General features: G+C 68.7%; 16 protein-coding genes and 4 pseudogenes. 16 read left to right on the top strand and 4 right to left on the bottom strand.

Features of this window, described 5'->3' with window-relative positions; translation table 11 throughout:
* The first annotated feature begins 758 nt into the window (after nt 1-758).
* From CG740_RS19530 to CG740_RS41040, 4 genes and pseudogenes are all read left to right on the top strand, one after another.
* The gene (locus CG740_RS19530) at nt 759-1,607 is read left to right on the top strand and encodes an oxidoreductase (protein WP_100576471.1); all 849 of its coding nucleotides are present in this window, start codon (nt 759-761) and stop codon (nt 1,605-1,607) included.
* On the top strand, nt 1,607-2,221 hold the full coding sequence (locus CG740_RS19525) for a TetR/AcrR family transcriptional regulator (protein WP_100576470.1): 615 nt from the start codon (nt 1,607-1,609) through the stop codon (nt 2,219-2,221). The genes CG740_RS19530 and CG740_RS19525 overlap by 1 nt, the downstream gene beginning before the upstream one ends.
* Nucleotides 2,222-2,348: 127 nt before the next feature.
* Nucleotides 2,349-2,456 (top strand): annotated as a pseudogene (locus CG740_RS41920) (IS5/IS1182 family transposase); the annotation flags it as partial.
* Nucleotides 2,457-2,591, top strand: a pseudogene (locus CG740_RS41040) (IS5/IS1182 family transposase); the annotation flags it as partial. It abuts the pseudogene before it with no gap.
* 109 nt (nt 2,592-2,700) lie between these two features.
* Here CG740_RS41040 and CG740_RS41915 read toward each other — a convergent pair.
* Nucleotides 2,701-2,766 (bottom strand): annotated as a pseudogene (locus tag CG740_RS41915) (hypothetical protein); the annotation flags it as partial.
* Between the two features lie 229 nt (nt 2,767-2,995).
* On the opposite strand from CG740_RS41915, the gene CG740_RS19515 reads away from it, so the two are divergent.
* Together CG740_RS19515 and CG740_RS19510 are read left to right on the top strand one after the other, a co-directional pair.
* Nucleotides 2,996-4,498, top strand: a complete 1,503-nt coding sequence (locus CG740_RS19515; protein ID WP_100576469.1) for a metallophosphoesterase — start codon at nt 2,996-2,998, stop codon at nt 4,496-4,498.
* A gap of 42 nt (nt 4,499-4,540) precedes the next feature.
* On the top strand, nt 4,541-4,735 hold the full coding sequence (locus tag CG740_RS19510; protein WP_100576468.1) for a hypothetical protein: 195 nt from the start codon (nt 4,541-4,543) through the stop codon (nt 4,733-4,735).
* Nucleotides 4,736-4,742: 7 nt separating this feature from the next.
* On the opposite strand, the gene CG740_RS19505 is transcribed toward CG740_RS19510, so the two are convergent.
* Entirely contained in the window at nt 4,743-5,717 is a 975-nt protein-coding gene (locus tag CG740_RS19505) for a helix-turn-helix domain-containing protein (protein ID WP_100576467.1), read from the bottom strand.
* Between the two features lie 455 nt (nt 5,718-6,172).
* Between CG740_RS19505 and CG740_RS39725 the strand changes: the two genes are divergently transcribed.
* From CG740_RS39725 to CG740_RS19495, 3 genes are all read left to right on the top strand, one after another.
* Nucleotides 6,173-6,337: a hypothetical protein gene (locus CG740_RS39725; RefSeq protein ID WP_159030345.1), complete on the top strand. Its 165-nt coding sequence runs from the start codon at nt 6,173-6,175 to the stop codon at nt 6,335-6,337.
* A 7-nt stretch (nt 6,338-6,344) separates the two neighbouring features.
* Nucleotides 6,345-6,653 (top strand): hypothetical protein, encoded by a 309-nt coding sequence (locus CG740_RS19500; protein ID WP_100576466.1) that lies wholly within the window; start codon nt 6,345-6,347, stop codon nt 6,651-6,653.
* 136 nt (nt 6,654-6,789) lie between these two features.
* Nucleotides 6,790-8,424, top strand: coding sequence for a chap protein (locus CG740_RS19495; RefSeq protein WP_100576465.1), 1,635 nt, complete (start codon nt 6,790-6,792; stop codon nt 8,422-8,424).
* A 614-nt stretch (nt 8,425-9,038) separates the two neighbouring features.
* Here CG740_RS19495 and CG740_RS19485 read toward each other — a convergent pair.
* Nucleotides 9,039-9,413 carry a winged helix-turn-helix transcriptional regulator gene (locus tag CG740_RS19485; protein ID WP_100576659.1) on the bottom strand — a complete coding sequence of 125 codons (375 nt, stop codon included), beginning with the start codon at nt 9,411-9,413 and terminating at the stop codon, nt 9,039-9,041.
* A gap of 97 nt (nt 9,414-9,510) precedes the next feature.
* Between CG740_RS19485 and CG740_RS19480 the strand changes: the two genes are divergently transcribed.
* The 3 genes and pseudogenes from CG740_RS19480 to CG740_RS19470 form a co-directional block, all read left to right on the top strand.
* A complete protein-coding gene (locus CG740_RS19480; RefSeq protein ID WP_100576464.1) occupies nt 9,511-10,335 on the top strand; it encodes a polysaccharide deacetylase family protein in 825 nt (274 codons plus the stop codon).
* Nucleotides 10,332-11,258: an NmrA family NAD(P)-binding protein gene (locus tag CG740_RS19475; RefSeq protein ID WP_100576463.1), complete on the top strand. Its 927-nt coding sequence runs from the start codon at nt 10,332-10,334 to the stop codon at nt 11,256-11,258. The genes CG740_RS19480 and CG740_RS19475 overlap by 4 nt, the downstream gene beginning before the upstream one ends.
* Before the next feature lie 56 nt (nt 11,259-11,314).
* Nucleotides 11,315-11,506: pseudogene (locus CG740_RS19470) on the top strand (IS5-like element IS4811 family transposase); the annotation flags it as partial.
* Between the two features lie 147 nt (nt 11,507-11,653).
* Here the strand turns inward: CG740_RS19470 and CG740_RS19465 are convergent.
* On the bottom strand, nt 11,654-12,061 hold the full coding sequence (locus tag CG740_RS19465; RefSeq protein ID WP_234376372.1) for a hypothetical protein: 408 nt from the start codon (nt 12,059-12,061) through the stop codon (nt 11,654-11,656).
* Nucleotides 12,062-12,332: 271 nt separating this feature from the next.
* On the opposite strand from CG740_RS19465, the gene CG740_RS19460 reads away from it, so the two are divergent.
* The 4 genes from CG740_RS19460 to CG740_RS19450 all read left to right on the top strand — a co-directional run bounded on the left by CG740_RS19460 (nt 12,333) and on the right by CG740_RS19450 (nt 14,656).
* Nucleotides 12,333-12,614, top strand: coding sequence for a hypothetical protein (locus tag CG740_RS19460; RefSeq protein WP_100576462.1), 282 nt, complete (start codon nt 12,333-12,335; stop codon nt 12,612-12,614).
* A gap of 34 nt (nt 12,615-12,648) precedes the next feature.
* Nucleotides 12,649-12,786 (top strand): hypothetical protein, encoded by a 138-nt coding sequence (locus tag CG740_RS39720; RefSeq protein WP_159030344.1) that lies wholly within the window; start codon nt 12,649-12,651, stop codon nt 12,784-12,786.
* Nucleotides 12,774-13,625: a hypothetical protein gene (locus CG740_RS19455; protein ID WP_100576461.1), complete on the top strand. Its 852-nt coding sequence runs from the start codon at nt 12,774-12,776 to the stop codon at nt 13,623-13,625. The genes CG740_RS39720 and CG740_RS19455 overlap by 13 nt, the downstream gene beginning before the upstream one ends.
* A gap of 662 nt (nt 13,626-14,287) precedes the next feature.
* Entirely contained in the window at nt 14,288-14,656 is a 369-nt protein-coding gene (locus CG740_RS19450; RefSeq protein WP_100576460.1) for a hypothetical protein, read from the top strand.
* The last annotated feature ends 215 nt before the right edge of the window (nt 14,657-14,871 follow it).

The following is a 14,871-nucleotide window of genomic DNA, read 5'->3' as shown; positions in this document are numbered from 1 at the left end:
GTGTTGCGGGATGAACCCGCCCAACGCCCACTGCGCTGCCGGGATGCCCCGGGACTCGACGACGACGGCCTTGGGCAGAGGCGTTGTTGGTGGTGACCATCTCCGGCCTGCGCCCGTCGTCCGGGTTCAGCAGCGCGCCCAGGCTGTGCAGGTGGTCGCGCGGGGTGCCGGGCGCGACCACCTGCCCGATGCCCGTGACCTGGTCGTTGACGGCATTGAGCCAGGTGATGCCGCGGCCTGCTTGAGCTGTGTGCGCCGAGAGACGCACGCACGGTTCAGAGGGGGCGGCTACGCGGCAACGTGTCCCCGCTACCCGGCAGGGCTTGTTCAGCGCTGGGAACTATTGATCACGAGGGTGCGAGCACCCTCGTGATCAGGCGCACCACCCGCCGGACTCCCCGGAGAAGCGGACGGCGGGCCTCCCGCGAGACCGGCCCGGGACTGATCGTTCTCAAGTTCACGGTCGGCAACCCCACGCGGCAACCCCACGCGGACCGGCTCGGGATCCCGGCCAGGAGACCACTCACCCACGAACTCCCATGATCCACATGGCGATTCCCCCCCCGGGCGTCCGCATCTACGCGTCCCTCACCTCCGACCTGCACCACGTGGCAGCCGGGCTGAAGACGACGCCGGCCCCGCCCTGTCGCCCTCTGTGCGCCTGCCCAGAATTGACGTGGTGAAGATAAAAATCGACACTATGTAGACTTTGCTGCAAGGGGCATCCCGGCTCCTCGCGCGACCTCTCTGGAGGAATGATGGGGAACCAGAACTGGCTCATCACCGGCGTCAGCACGGGCTTGGGGCGTGCATTCGCCCAAGCCGCCCTGGCCGCCGGGCACACCGTCGTCGGTACGGTCCGCTCCGATGAGGATCTGCGGGCCTTCGAAGCGACCAGGCCTGGGTTTGCCCACGGACGCATCCTGGATGTGACCGACGACGTGGCCGTCTCAAGCGTGGTCACGGAGGTGGAGCAGAGCGTCGGCCCCCTGGACGTCGTCATCGCCAACGCCGGCTACGGCCTGGAGGGCATCTTCGAGGAAACCCCGCTGAGTGACGTGCGGCGGCAGTTCGAGGTCAACGTCTTCGGGGCGGTGGCCACTTTGCAGGCGGCCTTGCCCTACATGCGTCGGCGCCGCCGTGGACACCTGATGGCCGTCACCTCCATGGGCGGCCTTATGGCCGTGCCGGGCATGTCCGCCTACTGCGGCAGCAAGTTCGCCCTGGAAGGCATCCTGGAGGCGCTGGGCAAGGAGGTCGCACAGTTCGGGATCCACGTGACGGCGATCGAGCCCGGGTCCTTCCGCACTGACTGGGCCGGACGGTCCATGACACGCGCTGCGCGGTCCATCGGCGACTATGACGAGCAGTTCACCCCCGTCCGCGAAGCGCGAGAGAAGGCCAGCGGAAATCAGCTGGGGAATCCGGCCAGGGCCGGGGACGCCGTCGTACACATCGCGTCGGTCGATCAGCCGCCGGCCCACCTCGTCCTGGGCTCGGACGCGCTGCGGTTGGTCACCGCCGCGCGCACGGCCGTGGACGAGGACATCCGCGCGTGGGAGACGCTCTCCCGCACGACCGACTTCGCCGAGGGCGCTCAGCTCTGATGGCCGGCCACCACCCTGCCCGGAGCCGACGCACCACCGAACGCAAAGGTGACGTCCGGGAGCGGGCCATCCTCGACACCTGCGAATCCCTGCTGGCGCAACAGGGGTACGACGCCATGACCATCGGCGACATCGCGCAGGGCGCCGGCATCACACGCGGCGCCCTGTACTTCTACTTCGGCTCCAAGCAAGAAGTGGTCACCGCGCTCGTGGCCCGGACTGTCGAGCACCTGTGGGAACGGTCCCGAGTCACCGCGCAGACCGACGAACCACGCCAGGCCATCGCAGCAGCCATGCAGCGCACGGTCGAACTGTGGAACGAGCACGGCTTGGTCATGCGCACGGCGATCGACCTGTCGCTGACCGTGCCGGAGATCGGCGAACTGTGGAACCACACAGCCGACCTGTTCATCACAGCCATCACCGCCGTCCTGGAACGAGCCGGCGTCGAGGTCGGCACCGCACCAGATCATGCTCCGGCGGTGGCACGGGTCCTGTGCTGGATGATCGAGCGGACCTTCTACCACGCCTCGCAAGAGTCCCGCGAGGAGTTGCAGAAGGCAGCTTCGACCTGCGAACACATCTGGCTGACCAGCGCCGGCCTGATCACCTGAGGTGTCTGCCATGGATGCAGCGAGGCGCGGAGCCATGGCTGACACCCTCGTGGTCGCGGACCAGGAGGCGCTCTTCCCGCTTTCTGGATCCGAGTGAATCCATGCCCAGAACCAGTCCGCAGGGCACCCTGATCGTGCTGTGCACGGAACGTCCTGGGAGCACCAGCCGCAGGAACTCGGCTTCGGCTCGGGCACGACCTGCTGGCGCCGCCTGGCCGGGTGGACCGGGGCTGGAGACCGTAGATACGACCAAGACAAGTACCGGCGCCTCGTCTGGGCTCTCCGGGTGAAGCCGGTGATTGCCCGCCGGGGCATCGAGCACGGCTCGGGTTTCGGTGCCCAACACTGGGTCGTGGAGCGCACGTTCGCCCGCGCGTTCTGCCCACCGGCGCTGGTTCCGCCGCCTGCGGATCCGCTGGGGGATGCGGGACGAGCGGCACCCGCACGGTGACCATGGACCCCGACTCGTCCTCTAAAACCACCTCCGGACAGTCATGCTCGCCCGTGCGCTGGATGGAGATGGACGGCCCACTGTCCCACTTCATTCACACGACGTCGTCGTCGGCGTCGAGCCCGGGCGCTCCAGCCCGGATCGCGGCCCAGAGCGGTGACGATCGGCACGTATCAAGAGATCGCCACCCTGCAAGGAGTGCATCTGCCACCCCATTTCGTCAGGTTCTCAGCGCTACTAGGGCGGCGCCGCAGTCGGAACCCCGCCACGGATCGCAGGCCCCTGCTCCGGGTGCAGCGAAGACCGGTTGTTACCGTGCACCCGTGCCTCACTCCTCACGCGACACACCAGAAGGCGCCGGTTGGGGGAACTCCCAACTCGGCACGTACAAAGGCCTGATGCCCGCTCGGGTGGAGAAGCTGTCGTGGCTGAATCCCGGGACGCTATGGGCCGCCCGAAACGGCGTCCTCGCCTCCTGGTTCGGGGATCCGACGGGCCGGACCCGCAATCGCTGGGTGGAGCAGGCCGTGGCCGCAGGCGCTCCCCGCGACGCGGTCGTCCGCCGCACGGACGCCGACCACTTCTCGTTCATGGTCATCGGCGACACCGGGGAAGGTGACGATCCTCAATACGCTGTGGTACCCGGCTTCCTGAAGGTCAGTCAGGGCACCGACTTCGCCGTCCTCGCCAGTGACGTGATCTACCCAGTGGGGAGCACCGACGACTACGGCACGAAGTTCTTCCGCCCGTACCAGAACTATCCGGCGCCCATCTATGCGATACCGGGCAACCACGACTGGTACGAGGGCCTGCAGGGCTTCATGCGGGTCTTCTGTGAGGCGCCGACCCTGGCGTCCGAGGCGCGCCCCCGCCCCCTGACGCGGGCCTGGTTGCGCTCGCTGCTCTGGCACGCTCCGGGCAGCACCGACGAGCACCGTCTCGCCGAGGCGCGGGCGTTGCGCTCGGAGCCGTCCCAACAGGCCGTTCAGCCGGGCCCGTACTGGGCCATCGACGCCGGGCCGATACGGATCATCGGCATCGACACGGGCCTGCTGGGCACCCTCGACGCCGAACAAGGCCGCTGGCTCCGCGAAGTGTCGCGCGGTGACCAGCCCAAGATCCTGGTGACAGGGTCGCCGCTGTACGTGGACGGCGAGCACCATCCGTGCGCCATCGAGGGCGGAGGCACGGTGGACGCCATCGTGCGCGACCCGGAGCACCACTACGTCGCGGCGATCGGCGGCGACATCCACAACTACCAGCGGTATCCCGTTCGGGTGGACGGCGGGCGCACGATCCAGTACGTCGTCGCCGGTGGTGGCGGGGCGTTCATGCACGCCACGCACACGGTCCCGCGGGTCTCCATAGCCGACGTGACCGAGCACGAGTTCCGCTGCTATCCGCTACGCGGCGACTCGTTGGCCTTCTACAGCAGGCTGTACGGGAACCGGCTGCGGATGCCCCGCTTCTTCACGCTGACCGAGGCCGAGGCCATGGCGGTGGTCGCCGAACGGCTGGGCGTCCCGCCGATCCGCGGTCAGGAGGAGCCGGTTCGTATCACCCGGCGCATCCGCCTGGTCGCCAGTCTCCTCGGCGCAGGTCGGCGACCCGACCGCAAAGGTCGTTTCCGGCTGCCGGTGCGCAAGCTCTACACGCAGCTCTTCTCACCGGGCTCGGCGACGTACAGCCCGCCGTTCTTCAAGTGCTTCCTGCGGCTGGACGTCACACCTGCCTCGATCCGTCTGCGCTGCCACTCGGCGACGGGGACTCTCGACCACGAGATCGATCCGCCGGTCGAGGACGAGGTGACCATCCCACTCTCGTGACGCCGTGCGGCACGTGAGGGGACGGCCGGGCATCTTGTCGCGATGCCCGGCATCACCGTCCTGGACTTCGACCTGGCGGCGGTCGTCCTGGACCTCGACCTGTCGGCGGCGATGGCTGTCGCGCGCGAGGACGTCGGTGGGGGACCCGTGGCCAGTCCGCAGCCCAGTCCACCCCGGACCGGTCCGACGGGGCGGTCATCGACGGAAGCGCGGGAGGAGTATGAGCGCCCCGCGTAGACGGGCGTCAGAGCCAGCCCTTGTGTGCGGCCTTGATGCCCGCCTCGAAGCGGCTGCTGGCATCCAGGCGTTCCATGATGGAGGCCATCAGGCGGTTGACGGTGCGGGAGGAGACACCGAGGCGCTGGCCGGCGGTGTCGTCGGTGAGGCCGGAGCCGAGCAGGCGCAGGAGCTCGCGTTCGGTGCCGCTCAGGCCCGTCGCGGCGTCTTGGGTGCGGGTGGCGCCGAGGGGTACGGCGGTGGCCCAGGCCTGGTCGAAGAGTTCGCACAAGGCGCCGACCAGGCCGGGTTCGGTGACGTGGAGTGCGCCTTTGCGGGTGTCTGCCGGGTCGATCGGGACGAGGGCCTGGGCGCGGTCCACGATGACCAGGCGCTGCGGGATGACCGGGGCGGTCCGGATCTCGCCGCCGTGGTCGAGTACCCAGCTTGCGTGGGCGACGGTGTGCGGGACGTTGCGGACGGCTTCTTGGTAGAGGCTTCTGATCACGATGCCGCGGGCCAGGGCTCCGGCGTTGGCGCTCTGCGCCGCGGCCAGGTCCTCGGGGCGGTGGCGGGTACCGGGGTGGACGCCGAGGCACTCGGCCCGTGCGCCGCGGGCCAGTTCCTCCAGACGTGCCTGGATGGCGTCCATGCCGAGCAGGCGTTCGCCGTGGGCGGTCCGGCTTTCGGCTCGGTCGGCGACCAGTTGGTTGACGGCAACGCGGGAGGCGGCGAGCTGGGCCTGGCGGGCGGCGAGTTCGGCCTCCTGGCGGGCCAGCATGTCGGCGAGGCCGACTTCAGGGCTGACCGCGCGCATCTGGCCGGGGTGTTGGCTAGAGGCGCGCACCAGCAGCAGGGCGGCGAGCTCCTCCAGGCCGGCGTGCACCTGGCCGGCGGTCAGGCCCAGGGTGGTGGCGAGTGCGGCGACCCCTGCACCGGGTCGATCGAGCATCGCCTGGTAGACGGCTGCGGCCGCGCCGGACAGCCCCAACGATTCAAGCATGGTGGTGTTGCCCCCCGTGAAGACGCGGTTGCGCTCAACACCGAGGCTAAGAGCTGCCGTCCTAGATCCGTCCTTGGTCCGTCCTTGCGCACTCCGTCCACGTGAGCGCATGTGACCAGTCGAATGCCTTGGTGGTGACAATCAGCCTGATGCGACCGGTCCGAATCGCCGGCTCACCCCTCTCCGCTGGTGACAAGCACGCTGCTTTGGCTCAGTTGTACAGGTGTGCCCCGAAACAATCCGGTCTGGATCGAGGGTGCCCGGCTCTGTCGTCCTGTCGGGATCCCGCCTGGCGCCTTGGCGACAGGCGGAAGTCCTACCGCTGCCACCACCGGGCGGCGAAGCTTGAGCCATCGCCACCGGGGAACACCCGCAGCGGCGAACGGACCGAGCGCCACCGCGGAGCGCCGAACCGGCCCCTGTCCCGTTCCCTCGCCCCGTGAAGGACAACGACCATGATCCGCCTGTCTCTTGCCGTCGCCACCGCGGTTGCCGCCCTCACCGCCGCCGCCCTGTTGCCCTCGGCCGTCACCGGCACCATCGCCGTCGCTCCGACCGTCGCCGCCGCTCCGGCCACGTCCGCGGCTCAAGTGAACCCGGATGAGTTCCAGTGGGGCTGACCCCCTGATGGACATCGTCTACCTCAGCCTGGACCACCGCCCCGGCACCATCCCGGACTCCCTGACCGAAGCCGCCGAAGCCCTCGACACCTTGTGGGCGCACACCACGCCCGAGGACGGCCTGGAACACGCCAGCGCCCGCACCGGGCTCCGCCGCCTCGACCTGCTGCTCTTCTTGCTCCCGCCCGACGGGCCCGGAGCCCAGTCCGCCACCGGCCGCGGCGCTGCCCTGGTAGCCCGCAGCTACCGCAACTCCCCTTTGCTGAAACTGCGTTACCTCCCGCCGGCCCCCGCGCCGAGCAGCCCCGGCCGCTGATCAATCGCGTCCGTCCGGCCGACCGCTGTTCCTGCAGGACAGCCGTCCACGCCACTCACCCCGTACGCACCGAACCACGCCGTGCCCGCCCGGCGCCCGGCCACTCCGTCTTCTCCACACACCCGCGAGGACATCCATGCTTGTTCGTAGGAACCGCCGCGTCTCCCTGGCACTCGCCACCGCAGCCGCCCTCGGCGCGAGCCTGCTCACCCTGGCCGCTCCCGCCCAGGCCACCAGCTCGATAGGCGGTCAGGTCTCCTCCGTCGAGATCCTCTCCCGCGCCCAAACCTGGGTGGACAAGCACGTCCCCTACGACCAACAGGGGTACGCCGCCGACCCACAGGGCCGCGACTACCGGGAGGATTGCTCCGGGTTCGTCTCGATGGCCTGGCACCTGGACAAGAGCCTGGTCGTCACCGACGGCGGACCCGCCTTCACCAACGCCGACGGCTCTCCCAACACCACCTACGACACTGCCGTAGGTGACTTCTCCAACCTCCAGCCCGGCGATGCAATGGCCTACCCCCACGAGCACATCTTCCTGTTCGCCGGCTGGACCGACAAAGCGGCGGGGGATTTCCTCTACTACGCCGAGTCGAACACCAACGACCCCACCCACGGCCCGAGCAAGGCGAACATCCGCTCCACGTCGATCGAGGGGCACCCCACCTCGGGCTACGTCGCCCTGCGCTACAAGAACGTCTCGAACGCTCCCACCACGCCGCCCGCGTCACCCACGCCGCGCAGCAGCTCCTCCGGCCTGTCGGTGACGCCCGACAGCGGATACGTCACGACCTGGCGCGGCTCCGACGGGAAGCTGTGGATGGGCACCGGCGGCGGTACCTACATGGCCAAGCCCGCCGCGCCGTGGCTGCTCGGCGTCGCCGAGAACTCCAAGCCGTCCATCGCCACCATGACCGACGGCACCTGGACCGCCGCGTGGGCCGGCGACGACGGGAAGCTGTGGATCGGGACCGGTAGTGGCACCAACATGGCCAAGCCCGCCGCGCCGTGGCTGCTCGGTGTCTTCCCCGGCACGAGCCCGTCGATCACCGCCCTGCCCAACGGCGGTTACGAGGTGGCGTGGAAGGGCGGCGACGGCAAGCTGTGGGTGGCCACGGGTAGCGGTACCAATATGGCCCAGCCTGCCGAGCCGTGGCTGCTGGGTGTGGCTGACACCACGAGTCCGTCGTTGGCGGCTCTGCCGGGCGGTGGCTGGGAGGTGGCGTGGAAGGGCGATGACGGGAGGCTGTGGATCGGCACGGGTAGTGGCACGAACATGGCCAAGCCCGCGTCGCCGTGGCTGCTCGGTGTCGGCACCAGCGGCAGTTCCTCCAGCCCTTCGCTGGTGACGATGGCTGACGGCAGTTACGAGGTGGCGTGGAAGGGCGGCGACGGGAGGCTGTGGGTGGCCACCGGTAGCGGCACCAACATGGCCCAGCCTGCCGAGCCGTGGCTGCTGGGTGTGGCTGACACCACGAGTCCGTCGCTGGCGGCTCTGCCGGGCGGTGGCTGGGAGGTGGCGTGGAAGGGCGATGACGGGAGGCTGTGGATCGGCACGGGTAGTGGCACGAACATGGCTAAGCCCGCGTCGCCGTGGCTGCTCGGTGTCGGCACGAACGGCAGTTCCTCCAGTCCCTCGCTGGTGACGATGGCTGACGGCAGTTACGAGGTGGCGTGGAAGGGCGGCGACGGGAGGCTGTGGCTGGCCACGGGTAGCGGTACCAATATGGCCCAGCCTGCCGAGCCGTGGCTGCTCGGCGTGGCATAACCACTGCGCAGAAGATCAGACAGGCAGTGCCCTGCGGCTCCCGGAAAGGGAAAGGGACCCGCAGGGCACTGCCCTTTTTGCGCACCACGGCATCCCGCGCGGCCGAGGCAGTGGCACGGTCTCACCCCACGCCCGGATGCCGGTGGCCACTTGGCTTGGGTCTCCCCACGGACGGCCACCTGTCGGGAAGTCGAGTGAGCGCTCCCTACGGCTCCGGACGGCGGGTGCGCGTCAGGCCGAAGCCGAGCCAGTCCCGTCGCTGGTCGAGATGGCCGTTGGAGCTGACCTCCTGTCCCACACTGGCCGGGTGCCGAAGTCGGGCAGGCCCACCTCGGAGCCGATGGCGGTGGGGTCCACGAGGATCTCGGCACCGGCGGGGCGATGAGTTCGCCCGCCGCGTCCACGCAGGCGGCCGCACCCACGTCGGTGGGAGCCACCTGCGGCATGACCTTCGAGAACATCCGCGAGCTCGGGTCGGGTTCGGGTATCCGATCGCGATCCTGCTTCTGGCCGCGGTCTACGTCAGCCCGTACTTCATCTTCAAGCGGCGGCGGTGGCTGTAGGAACAGGAAGGGGCGGGAGGCACCTCGCGGCCCCGTTGCGCATCGCTTGCTTCAGCCGGCTTTCCCGGGCGGCGCGCAGTCCGTCCCGGACTCCTGGAAGCCCACCACAGCCGCACCGTTCTCGTGCGCCCAGGCCGTCAGCACCTCGATCGGCTGTACCAGCGTCCGGCCCAGGTCGGTCAATACGTACTGAGGCGTGCCGGTCTCGGCATCACGGTCGACCAGGCCGTACCCCTGCAAACGCCGCAGCGTCTGGGTCAGCACCTTCCGCGAGACTCCGCCGATCAGATCGATCAACTCGCCGTGCCTGCACGGTTCGCGGCTGAGGGCGAACAGCACGACCACCGCCCACTTGTCGGCGATGATCTCGATCGCCAGCCGAGCCGGACAGTCGGCGAGGAAGACGCTGCCTGAGTACTCACGCATGCCCCGACGGTAGACCACGGCCAGGAACCCGGAGGTACCCGCGGCCTCCGTAGCGTCCACAGCGTCCACGACGGAAACCATCGATCAAGGGGACCGAATGAGAGCAATGACCGGGTGGCCGGGCGGGCGCAAGGTCGCCGCGCTGGTCACCGTCGCGTTGGAACTGTGGTCGCCCGGCCACTGGCCCGCCTACGCGCCGATGGCCGCGGCGTGGCCGCTGTCCGGCATCGACGACACCCACAGCACCTCCTGGGCGGACTACGGCGTCACCACCGGCATCTGGCGACTGCTCGATGTGCTCGGTGACACGACGGCCACCGTCGGCGTCAGCGGACTGGTCGCCGAGCGGCATCCCGAGACCGTCGTGGCGGTGCACGAGGCGGGTCACGAGACCGCAGCACACTCCTGGGCGCAGGAGGTGGTGCCCGCGCTCCTCGACATCGACGCCGAGCGGACCAACATCCGTCGCTGCACGGACGTTCTCGGGCAGGTCACCGGCGTTCGTCCGACGGGGTGGATGAGCCCGCGTGCCACCGGCTCGGCACACACCGACGACCTGCTCGCCGAGGCCGGCTATCGCTGGACCGGCGACCACGGCGACCACGATCTCCCTCGGATCCTGTCCACCGCACACGGTCCTCTGGTCTCCCTCATGCACAGTGACCACTCCGACGTCCGCGACACCTCGGCCGGGCCGTACGCCTATCGCGACCTGCACCGTGAGCTGCTCGACCAACTGCTCGCCGCCCCCGGCCCCGGCGTCTTCCACCTGACCGTCCACGCCCATGTAGCGGGCCGACCGCTCCTCGCGGGCATGGTCGGCCAGATCCTCGACCACATCCGTGCGTCCGGCGACGTCTGGGTCGCCACCCACGCCCAGCTGGCCGCACACGTCCTGGCACATCAGGGGAGCACCCCATGACCCACATCCTCGTCATCGGCGGTACCGGCGCCATGGGCCGTCATGTGATCAGACGTCTGCTGGCCACCACCGACGCCACCGTCACCGTGCCCAGCCGCCACCCGGAGTCCGCCCACGCCGCCGGGCTCGCCGCTCTCGCGCCCGATCGCGTGCGGCTGGTCCATTCCGGCACCGTGGCCCTCGAAGACCTGGTCGGCCAGGCGGAGTACGTGTTCGCCAACACCGACTTCTTCGCGACGGGCAGTGCCGTGGGCGAGTACCGACAAGGGCTGCACCTGCTGGCGGCTGCGGAGCGTGCCGGTGTGGAGCGTTTCATCTGGTCCTCGTTGGACGGCGCGGTGTTCCTGACGGGGCATCCCGTTCCGCATTTCGACAGCAAAGCCGCCGTCGCCGCCCACATCGGCCTCATGCGGTCGGAGGAAATGCTCCGCAAGGAGACCGACGGCTGGTACACGGACCACGTTTCGGTACTGACCACGGCCCCGTACTTCGAGAACCTGCGGGACCGGCTCGCGCCCCGGCCGGACGGCCGGGGCGGCCTGACCTTCCGCCTCCCGCTCGGCGCCGCCCACTACCCGCTCGTCGCCCTCGACGACATCGCGTGGTTCGCCTGCCACATGTTCGGCCACTGGCAGTCCTGGGGCGCCCGCGACCTCGCGGTGATCGGCGACAGCCTGACCGGGGACGAGATCGCCGCCGCCTTCGCCCGGGTCACGGGCACCTCCAGCGCCTACGTCCCGATGCCGCGCGACGAACTGCAGGCAGCCGTCCCGGACTTCGGCCACGACTACGCTGCGATGTTCCAGTTCTTCGCCGAGCGCGATGTCTACGCCCGGGACCGGGACATCGGCCTCCTGCGCCGTATGCATGCCGGCCTGATGACCTTCGAGGACTGGCTGCGCCACACCGGATGGACGGCCTGAGCACTCGCCCCGCTTTTCCCACCGAACCGGGCGCCCGTGCCAAGGAGTAGGTAAGGCGCACGGTTTGTGGGTTCATGGCCCGCTGGGCCGCCGTCGCCGTCATCGGACAGATCCGCGATCACCTTGCGTGCCGGATCCGGCGAGAGATGGGTATGGAGCCCGGGGCGGTGGCTACCGTGATCGACTCCCAGTCGGTGAAGGCCGCCGAGATCGTTGGCAAGGACTCCCGCGGCTACGACGCGGGCAAAGATCAACGCCCATTGTCTTGAGCCATCGCGATGAGGGCGGGGCTGACCAGGGACAATGCGATGTGGACGGTGTCCTCGACGCGGAGGAATCGAGACCTTTCCGGCAGCGGGAATTACGTCGCCCGGTGTGTTGCTCGCTGCGGACGGTCAGCTGGACGATGTCTCGACTGTCACTCCGACGGAATGGTGTCGGAGCCGGGCGGCTACGAGTTCCATCTCGACGAACGTGCCGACGACGCCGGTCGTCTTCAACTCGTCTGCCAGGACTCGTGCTTGTGCCAGCGACAGGCCGTGTACCTCTCGGAGGGCGCGAAGGACGGGCACTGCACTCGCCTCGGGCGCTGTCAGCCGGAGCCGGGCGGGTCCGTACTCCGCGAGGAGGGCCTGGCGGATCGCCTCCGGAGTCGCGTCGCCGAAGTCCTGCTCGCACCAGGCGACGGTGCAGGACTGGCAAGCCCCCTCGGTTCCCCACCACATGCGCCCGCGTTCGATGGACTGGCCGGTGTCGAGTATCAGCACACCGCCGCAGGCTTCGCACCGTGTGGTGATCTTCACGCCCTGACTTATCACCGTGCTCCTCATCATCGGACCTTGCCCCGGATAGTGCCGTAACAGCGTCCCTTCGTCGACCGCGTACCCTCGCCGACCTCTTGGGTGCTGCGGTCGCGATGCCGGTGCGTCTCTCCTCGGCACGGGTCGATCGCCCTTGCGACGGGAGACGTCGCCGTGGCGCGGATGCCGCAGGTGTCAGCCGTGCGGCGTTCGCCCAACGCCAGGGCGAGGGCCTGCCCGAGCTCGCGGTTGCCAGCTCGACGACGCCGGCCGCATGGACGCCCTCGACATATCCGACCAGCTCGCCGAGCTCCGCGCCCGCGTCGATCACCTTCTCGACCGCATCTCCGCAAACAGCCGCCTCACCGCCGCCGCCGGCCTCGGCACCCTCGGCCCGACAGCCCTGCCCTCCGGCTCCGCTCTCCATTTCGCCCTTGGCCCAATGGACTTGCTCGTCGCCACCATGCGGCTGGCCCGCACCCACAAATACGCGGCTGTGCTCCGCATGGTGCAACGACGCGCAGACTTGCGTCGACGCGCTCACACGCGACGTTGAAGGAACCGCTGCCAGGCGTGGCGACCGTTCGCCGGTGAGCATGAAGATCCTTTCCGGCTGCCAGGACGATCCCAGCGGGCTCGTGTTCCTCACAGTCGTGCGCACCAGCGCGAGAAAATCGACTGGAGACCGTTGGCGCATTGCCGTCATGATCAGCGCATGGCTGGGATGAGGATTGTGGTGTGTCTGCCGGGTTCGATGGCAGGGACCGTAAACGAGGCTGTTGCCGAGGTGATGGCTCCGTTCGAAATCGGCGACGGTCGTGCCGACGAGTTCGATATCTGGGACTACTACCGGATCTGCGGTGGTGCCGAGGGATTCGGCTTCGCCACTCGGGCCGGCTTCGAGTCGGATCCGCGTCTTCTGCACGACCAGCCGCGGTTCGACGGTACGAGTGAGCCGAGTATCCCCGGTATGTGCGCGGGCGGCCCGCGCGGTCTGCTCGACCTCAGCGCGAACCACGCCGAGTCCGTGGCTCTGGCGGGCCGGGCGTGGGATTTGTGGACCGAGCTGTCCAGCCGGTATCCCGCTCCCGAATCGCTTGAAGCTTTCGTGGCGCGCAGTAAGGCGGAGATGGGCGTTCCGCAGTATCTGACCTTCCGGATGGAGGGATATCCGGATCCCTGGACACCGGCATATGAGCGCTACCAGGCACAACCCCTCTGTAGTGCTTACCTTTCGGCCCTGGACGACCTCAAGCGCACGAGCCGCAGCCACCGATACGGCACCAGTTTCCTGGACTGCTTCGATCCCATCCAGAGGGTCGGGGGTCTCACCCGGGAGGCCTTCATCAGTCAACACTCCCGGTATGGGCTGGGCTTCAACAACGTGCTGACCCTGAACGGCTGGTGGTACGGGGACGGCGACCCAGGGCTGCACAGTGCCTGCGAGAGCCGCGCCGTGTGCCCGCACACTCCGGACATCGGATCCGGAAGCAGTGCCGACGTGGACCGCTATCTGCTGGGTCTACCCGACGACACCCTCCTGATCTACCTACGCCTGCACGTGTGACGGTGTGTCCACTCCCGCACAGCAGGGTGAGCTGGGGGCCGGTGGTCTACGGGCCAGCACCACCCGGTGGGCGCGAACCTCACCACTGATATCGGCGGTGTGGGTGCAGCAGACCCCCGCTTTCCCGCGGGTCGGCATTCACCGCAGTGCCTGTGCGTTCAGTTCGCAATGTTCGCAATGAACGCGCTGCTTCGCCGTTTCTGCAGCCATGAACCGGATCAGTTCGAGGCTCTCCGGACGAACGCCCGTACGGGCCGGTGTACATCCTCATGACACGGTCGATGCCCGCAGTGCTCCGAGGCATTGAGCTCCACGACTTCTTCTGATCCGCTCACTCCGAGGGGAGTGGCCCGCCGGCTCGGCAGGCAGGGCGTAGGCGTCTCGTTCCTCGACAGAGTCGTGGCGGCGGGGTTCCGCGAAGTGCAGCAGCCGCACAACATCGCGGGCCTCAATGAGCGTGATCCGCGGTTCACGCGAAGCATCGGAGCAGGTGCCCGTCACAGGGCAGGCGAGGTCATCGACGACCGGTCAACTCCGCTCCTCACGCCTTTCACCGTAGGCTCCTCGGTCAGCGGCAACCAGTCCCAGCGCAGGGAGCAGCCCAGGGGCGTTTCCTGTGGATCACCTGACCAGGCGTGTGCCTGTGTAGGTACGGTGGTGGCATGGCGACGATCCTGCGGCACCCTCGCCCTGGATTCACGTGGGACTGGTGGGCCGTCGACACCGCGGGCTTCCTCATACAGTTCAGCGGCGGGCCCGCCCCCGAGTACCTGCTGGCGCAAGTGAACCGCGTCGACGCCGCAGCCGCGTGGGCGGAGGAGCAGCGTCCCGCATGGTTCAACCCCGACTCTCCGCCGCTCCACGCCTTCAGCTGTAACGGCGAGTTGCCGACCTACACCCGGAACGGTGTCCCGGACTCCCCGCTGCGACTGGCCGACGCACCAGCAGTCATCATGGATGTGGCCATGGTCGAACTGAAGAGGGCGGTGGGAGAAGCCTGGACGATCCACCTTGACGGCGGATGGGTCTAGCCAGCCGGGTTCGGGTCACGTCGTCGACCAGGTGAGGATGGTGGCGAGGTGGAGTGAGGCGAGGTAGACGCAGCTCGCCCGGGCCCGCGAACCACGGCCGCTGATCTCGATCTATCGAGATGGTCCGCCTTTTCCCTGCCGCCGCTCAGCCTCGAAGGACAGGACCGTGCCCTGACGCATTGAAGGCTGACCGTTCTTGCTGAACCCTGAACCCT

Source organism: Streptomyces sp. CB01201 (genome assembly GCF_002803085.1).
Taxonomy (GTDB): domain Bacteria; phylum Actinomycetota; class Actinomycetes; order Streptomycetales; family Streptomycetaceae; genus Streptomyces; species Streptomyces hundungensis.
Note: the sequence above shows the minus strand (reverse complement) of the source record. Positions and strands in the feature narration are given on the sequence as shown.

Excerpts from the sequence above, each read along its gene's own strand:
- CG740_RS19480 (WP_100576464.1), top strand. The coding sequence starts at position 9,511 with ATGAGAGCAATGACCGGGTGGCCGGGCGGGCGCAAGGTCGCCGCGCTG.
- CG740_RS19455 (WP_100576461.1), top strand. The coding sequence starts at position 12,774 with ATGGCTGGGATGAGGATTGTGGTGTGTCTGCCGGGTTCGATGGCAGGG.
- CG740_RS19495 (WP_100576465.1), top strand. The coding sequence starts at position 6,790 with ATGCTTGTTCGTAGGAACCGCCGCGTCTCCCTGGCACTCGCCACCGCA.
- CG740_RS19485 (WP_100576659.1), bottom strand. The coding sequence starts at position 9,413 with ATGCGTGAGTACTCAGGCAGCGTCTTCCTCGCCGACTGTCCGGCTCGG.
- CG740_RS39725 (WP_159030345.1), top strand. The coding sequence starts at position 6,173 with ATGATCCGCCTGTCTCTTGCCGTCGCCACCGCGGTTGCCGCCCTCACC.
- CG740_RS19525 (WP_100576470.1), top strand. The coding sequence starts at position 1,607 with ATGGCCGGCCACCACCCTGCCCGGAGCCGACGCACCACCGAACGCAAA.
- CG740_RS19530 (WP_100576471.1), top strand. The coding sequence starts at position 759 with ATGGGGAACCAGAACTGGCTCATCACCGGCGTCAGCACGGGCTTGGGG.
- CG740_RS19510 (WP_100576468.1), top strand. The coding sequence starts at position 4,541 with ATGCCCGGCATCACCGTCCTGGACTTCGACCTGGCGGCGGTCGTCCTG.
- CG740_RS19500 (WP_100576466.1), top strand. The coding sequence starts at position 6,345 with ATGGACATCGTCTACCTCAGCCTGGACCACCGCCCCGGCACCATCCCG.
- CG740_RS19450 (WP_100576460.1), top strand. The coding sequence starts at position 14,288 with ATGGCGACGATCCTGCGGCACCCTCGCCCTGGATTCACGTGGGACTGG.
- CG740_RS19460 (WP_100576462.1), top strand. The coding sequence starts at position 12,333 with ATGGACGCCCTCGACATATCCGACCAGCTCGCCGAGCTCCGCGCCCGC.
- CG740_RS19505 (WP_100576467.1), bottom strand. The coding sequence starts at position 5,717 with ATGCTTGAATCGTTGGGGCTGTCCGGCGCGGCCGCAGCCGTCTACCAG.
- CG740_RS19475 (WP_100576463.1), top strand. The coding sequence starts at position 10,332 with ATGACCCACATCCTCGTCATCGGCGGTACCGGCGCCATGGGCCGTCAT.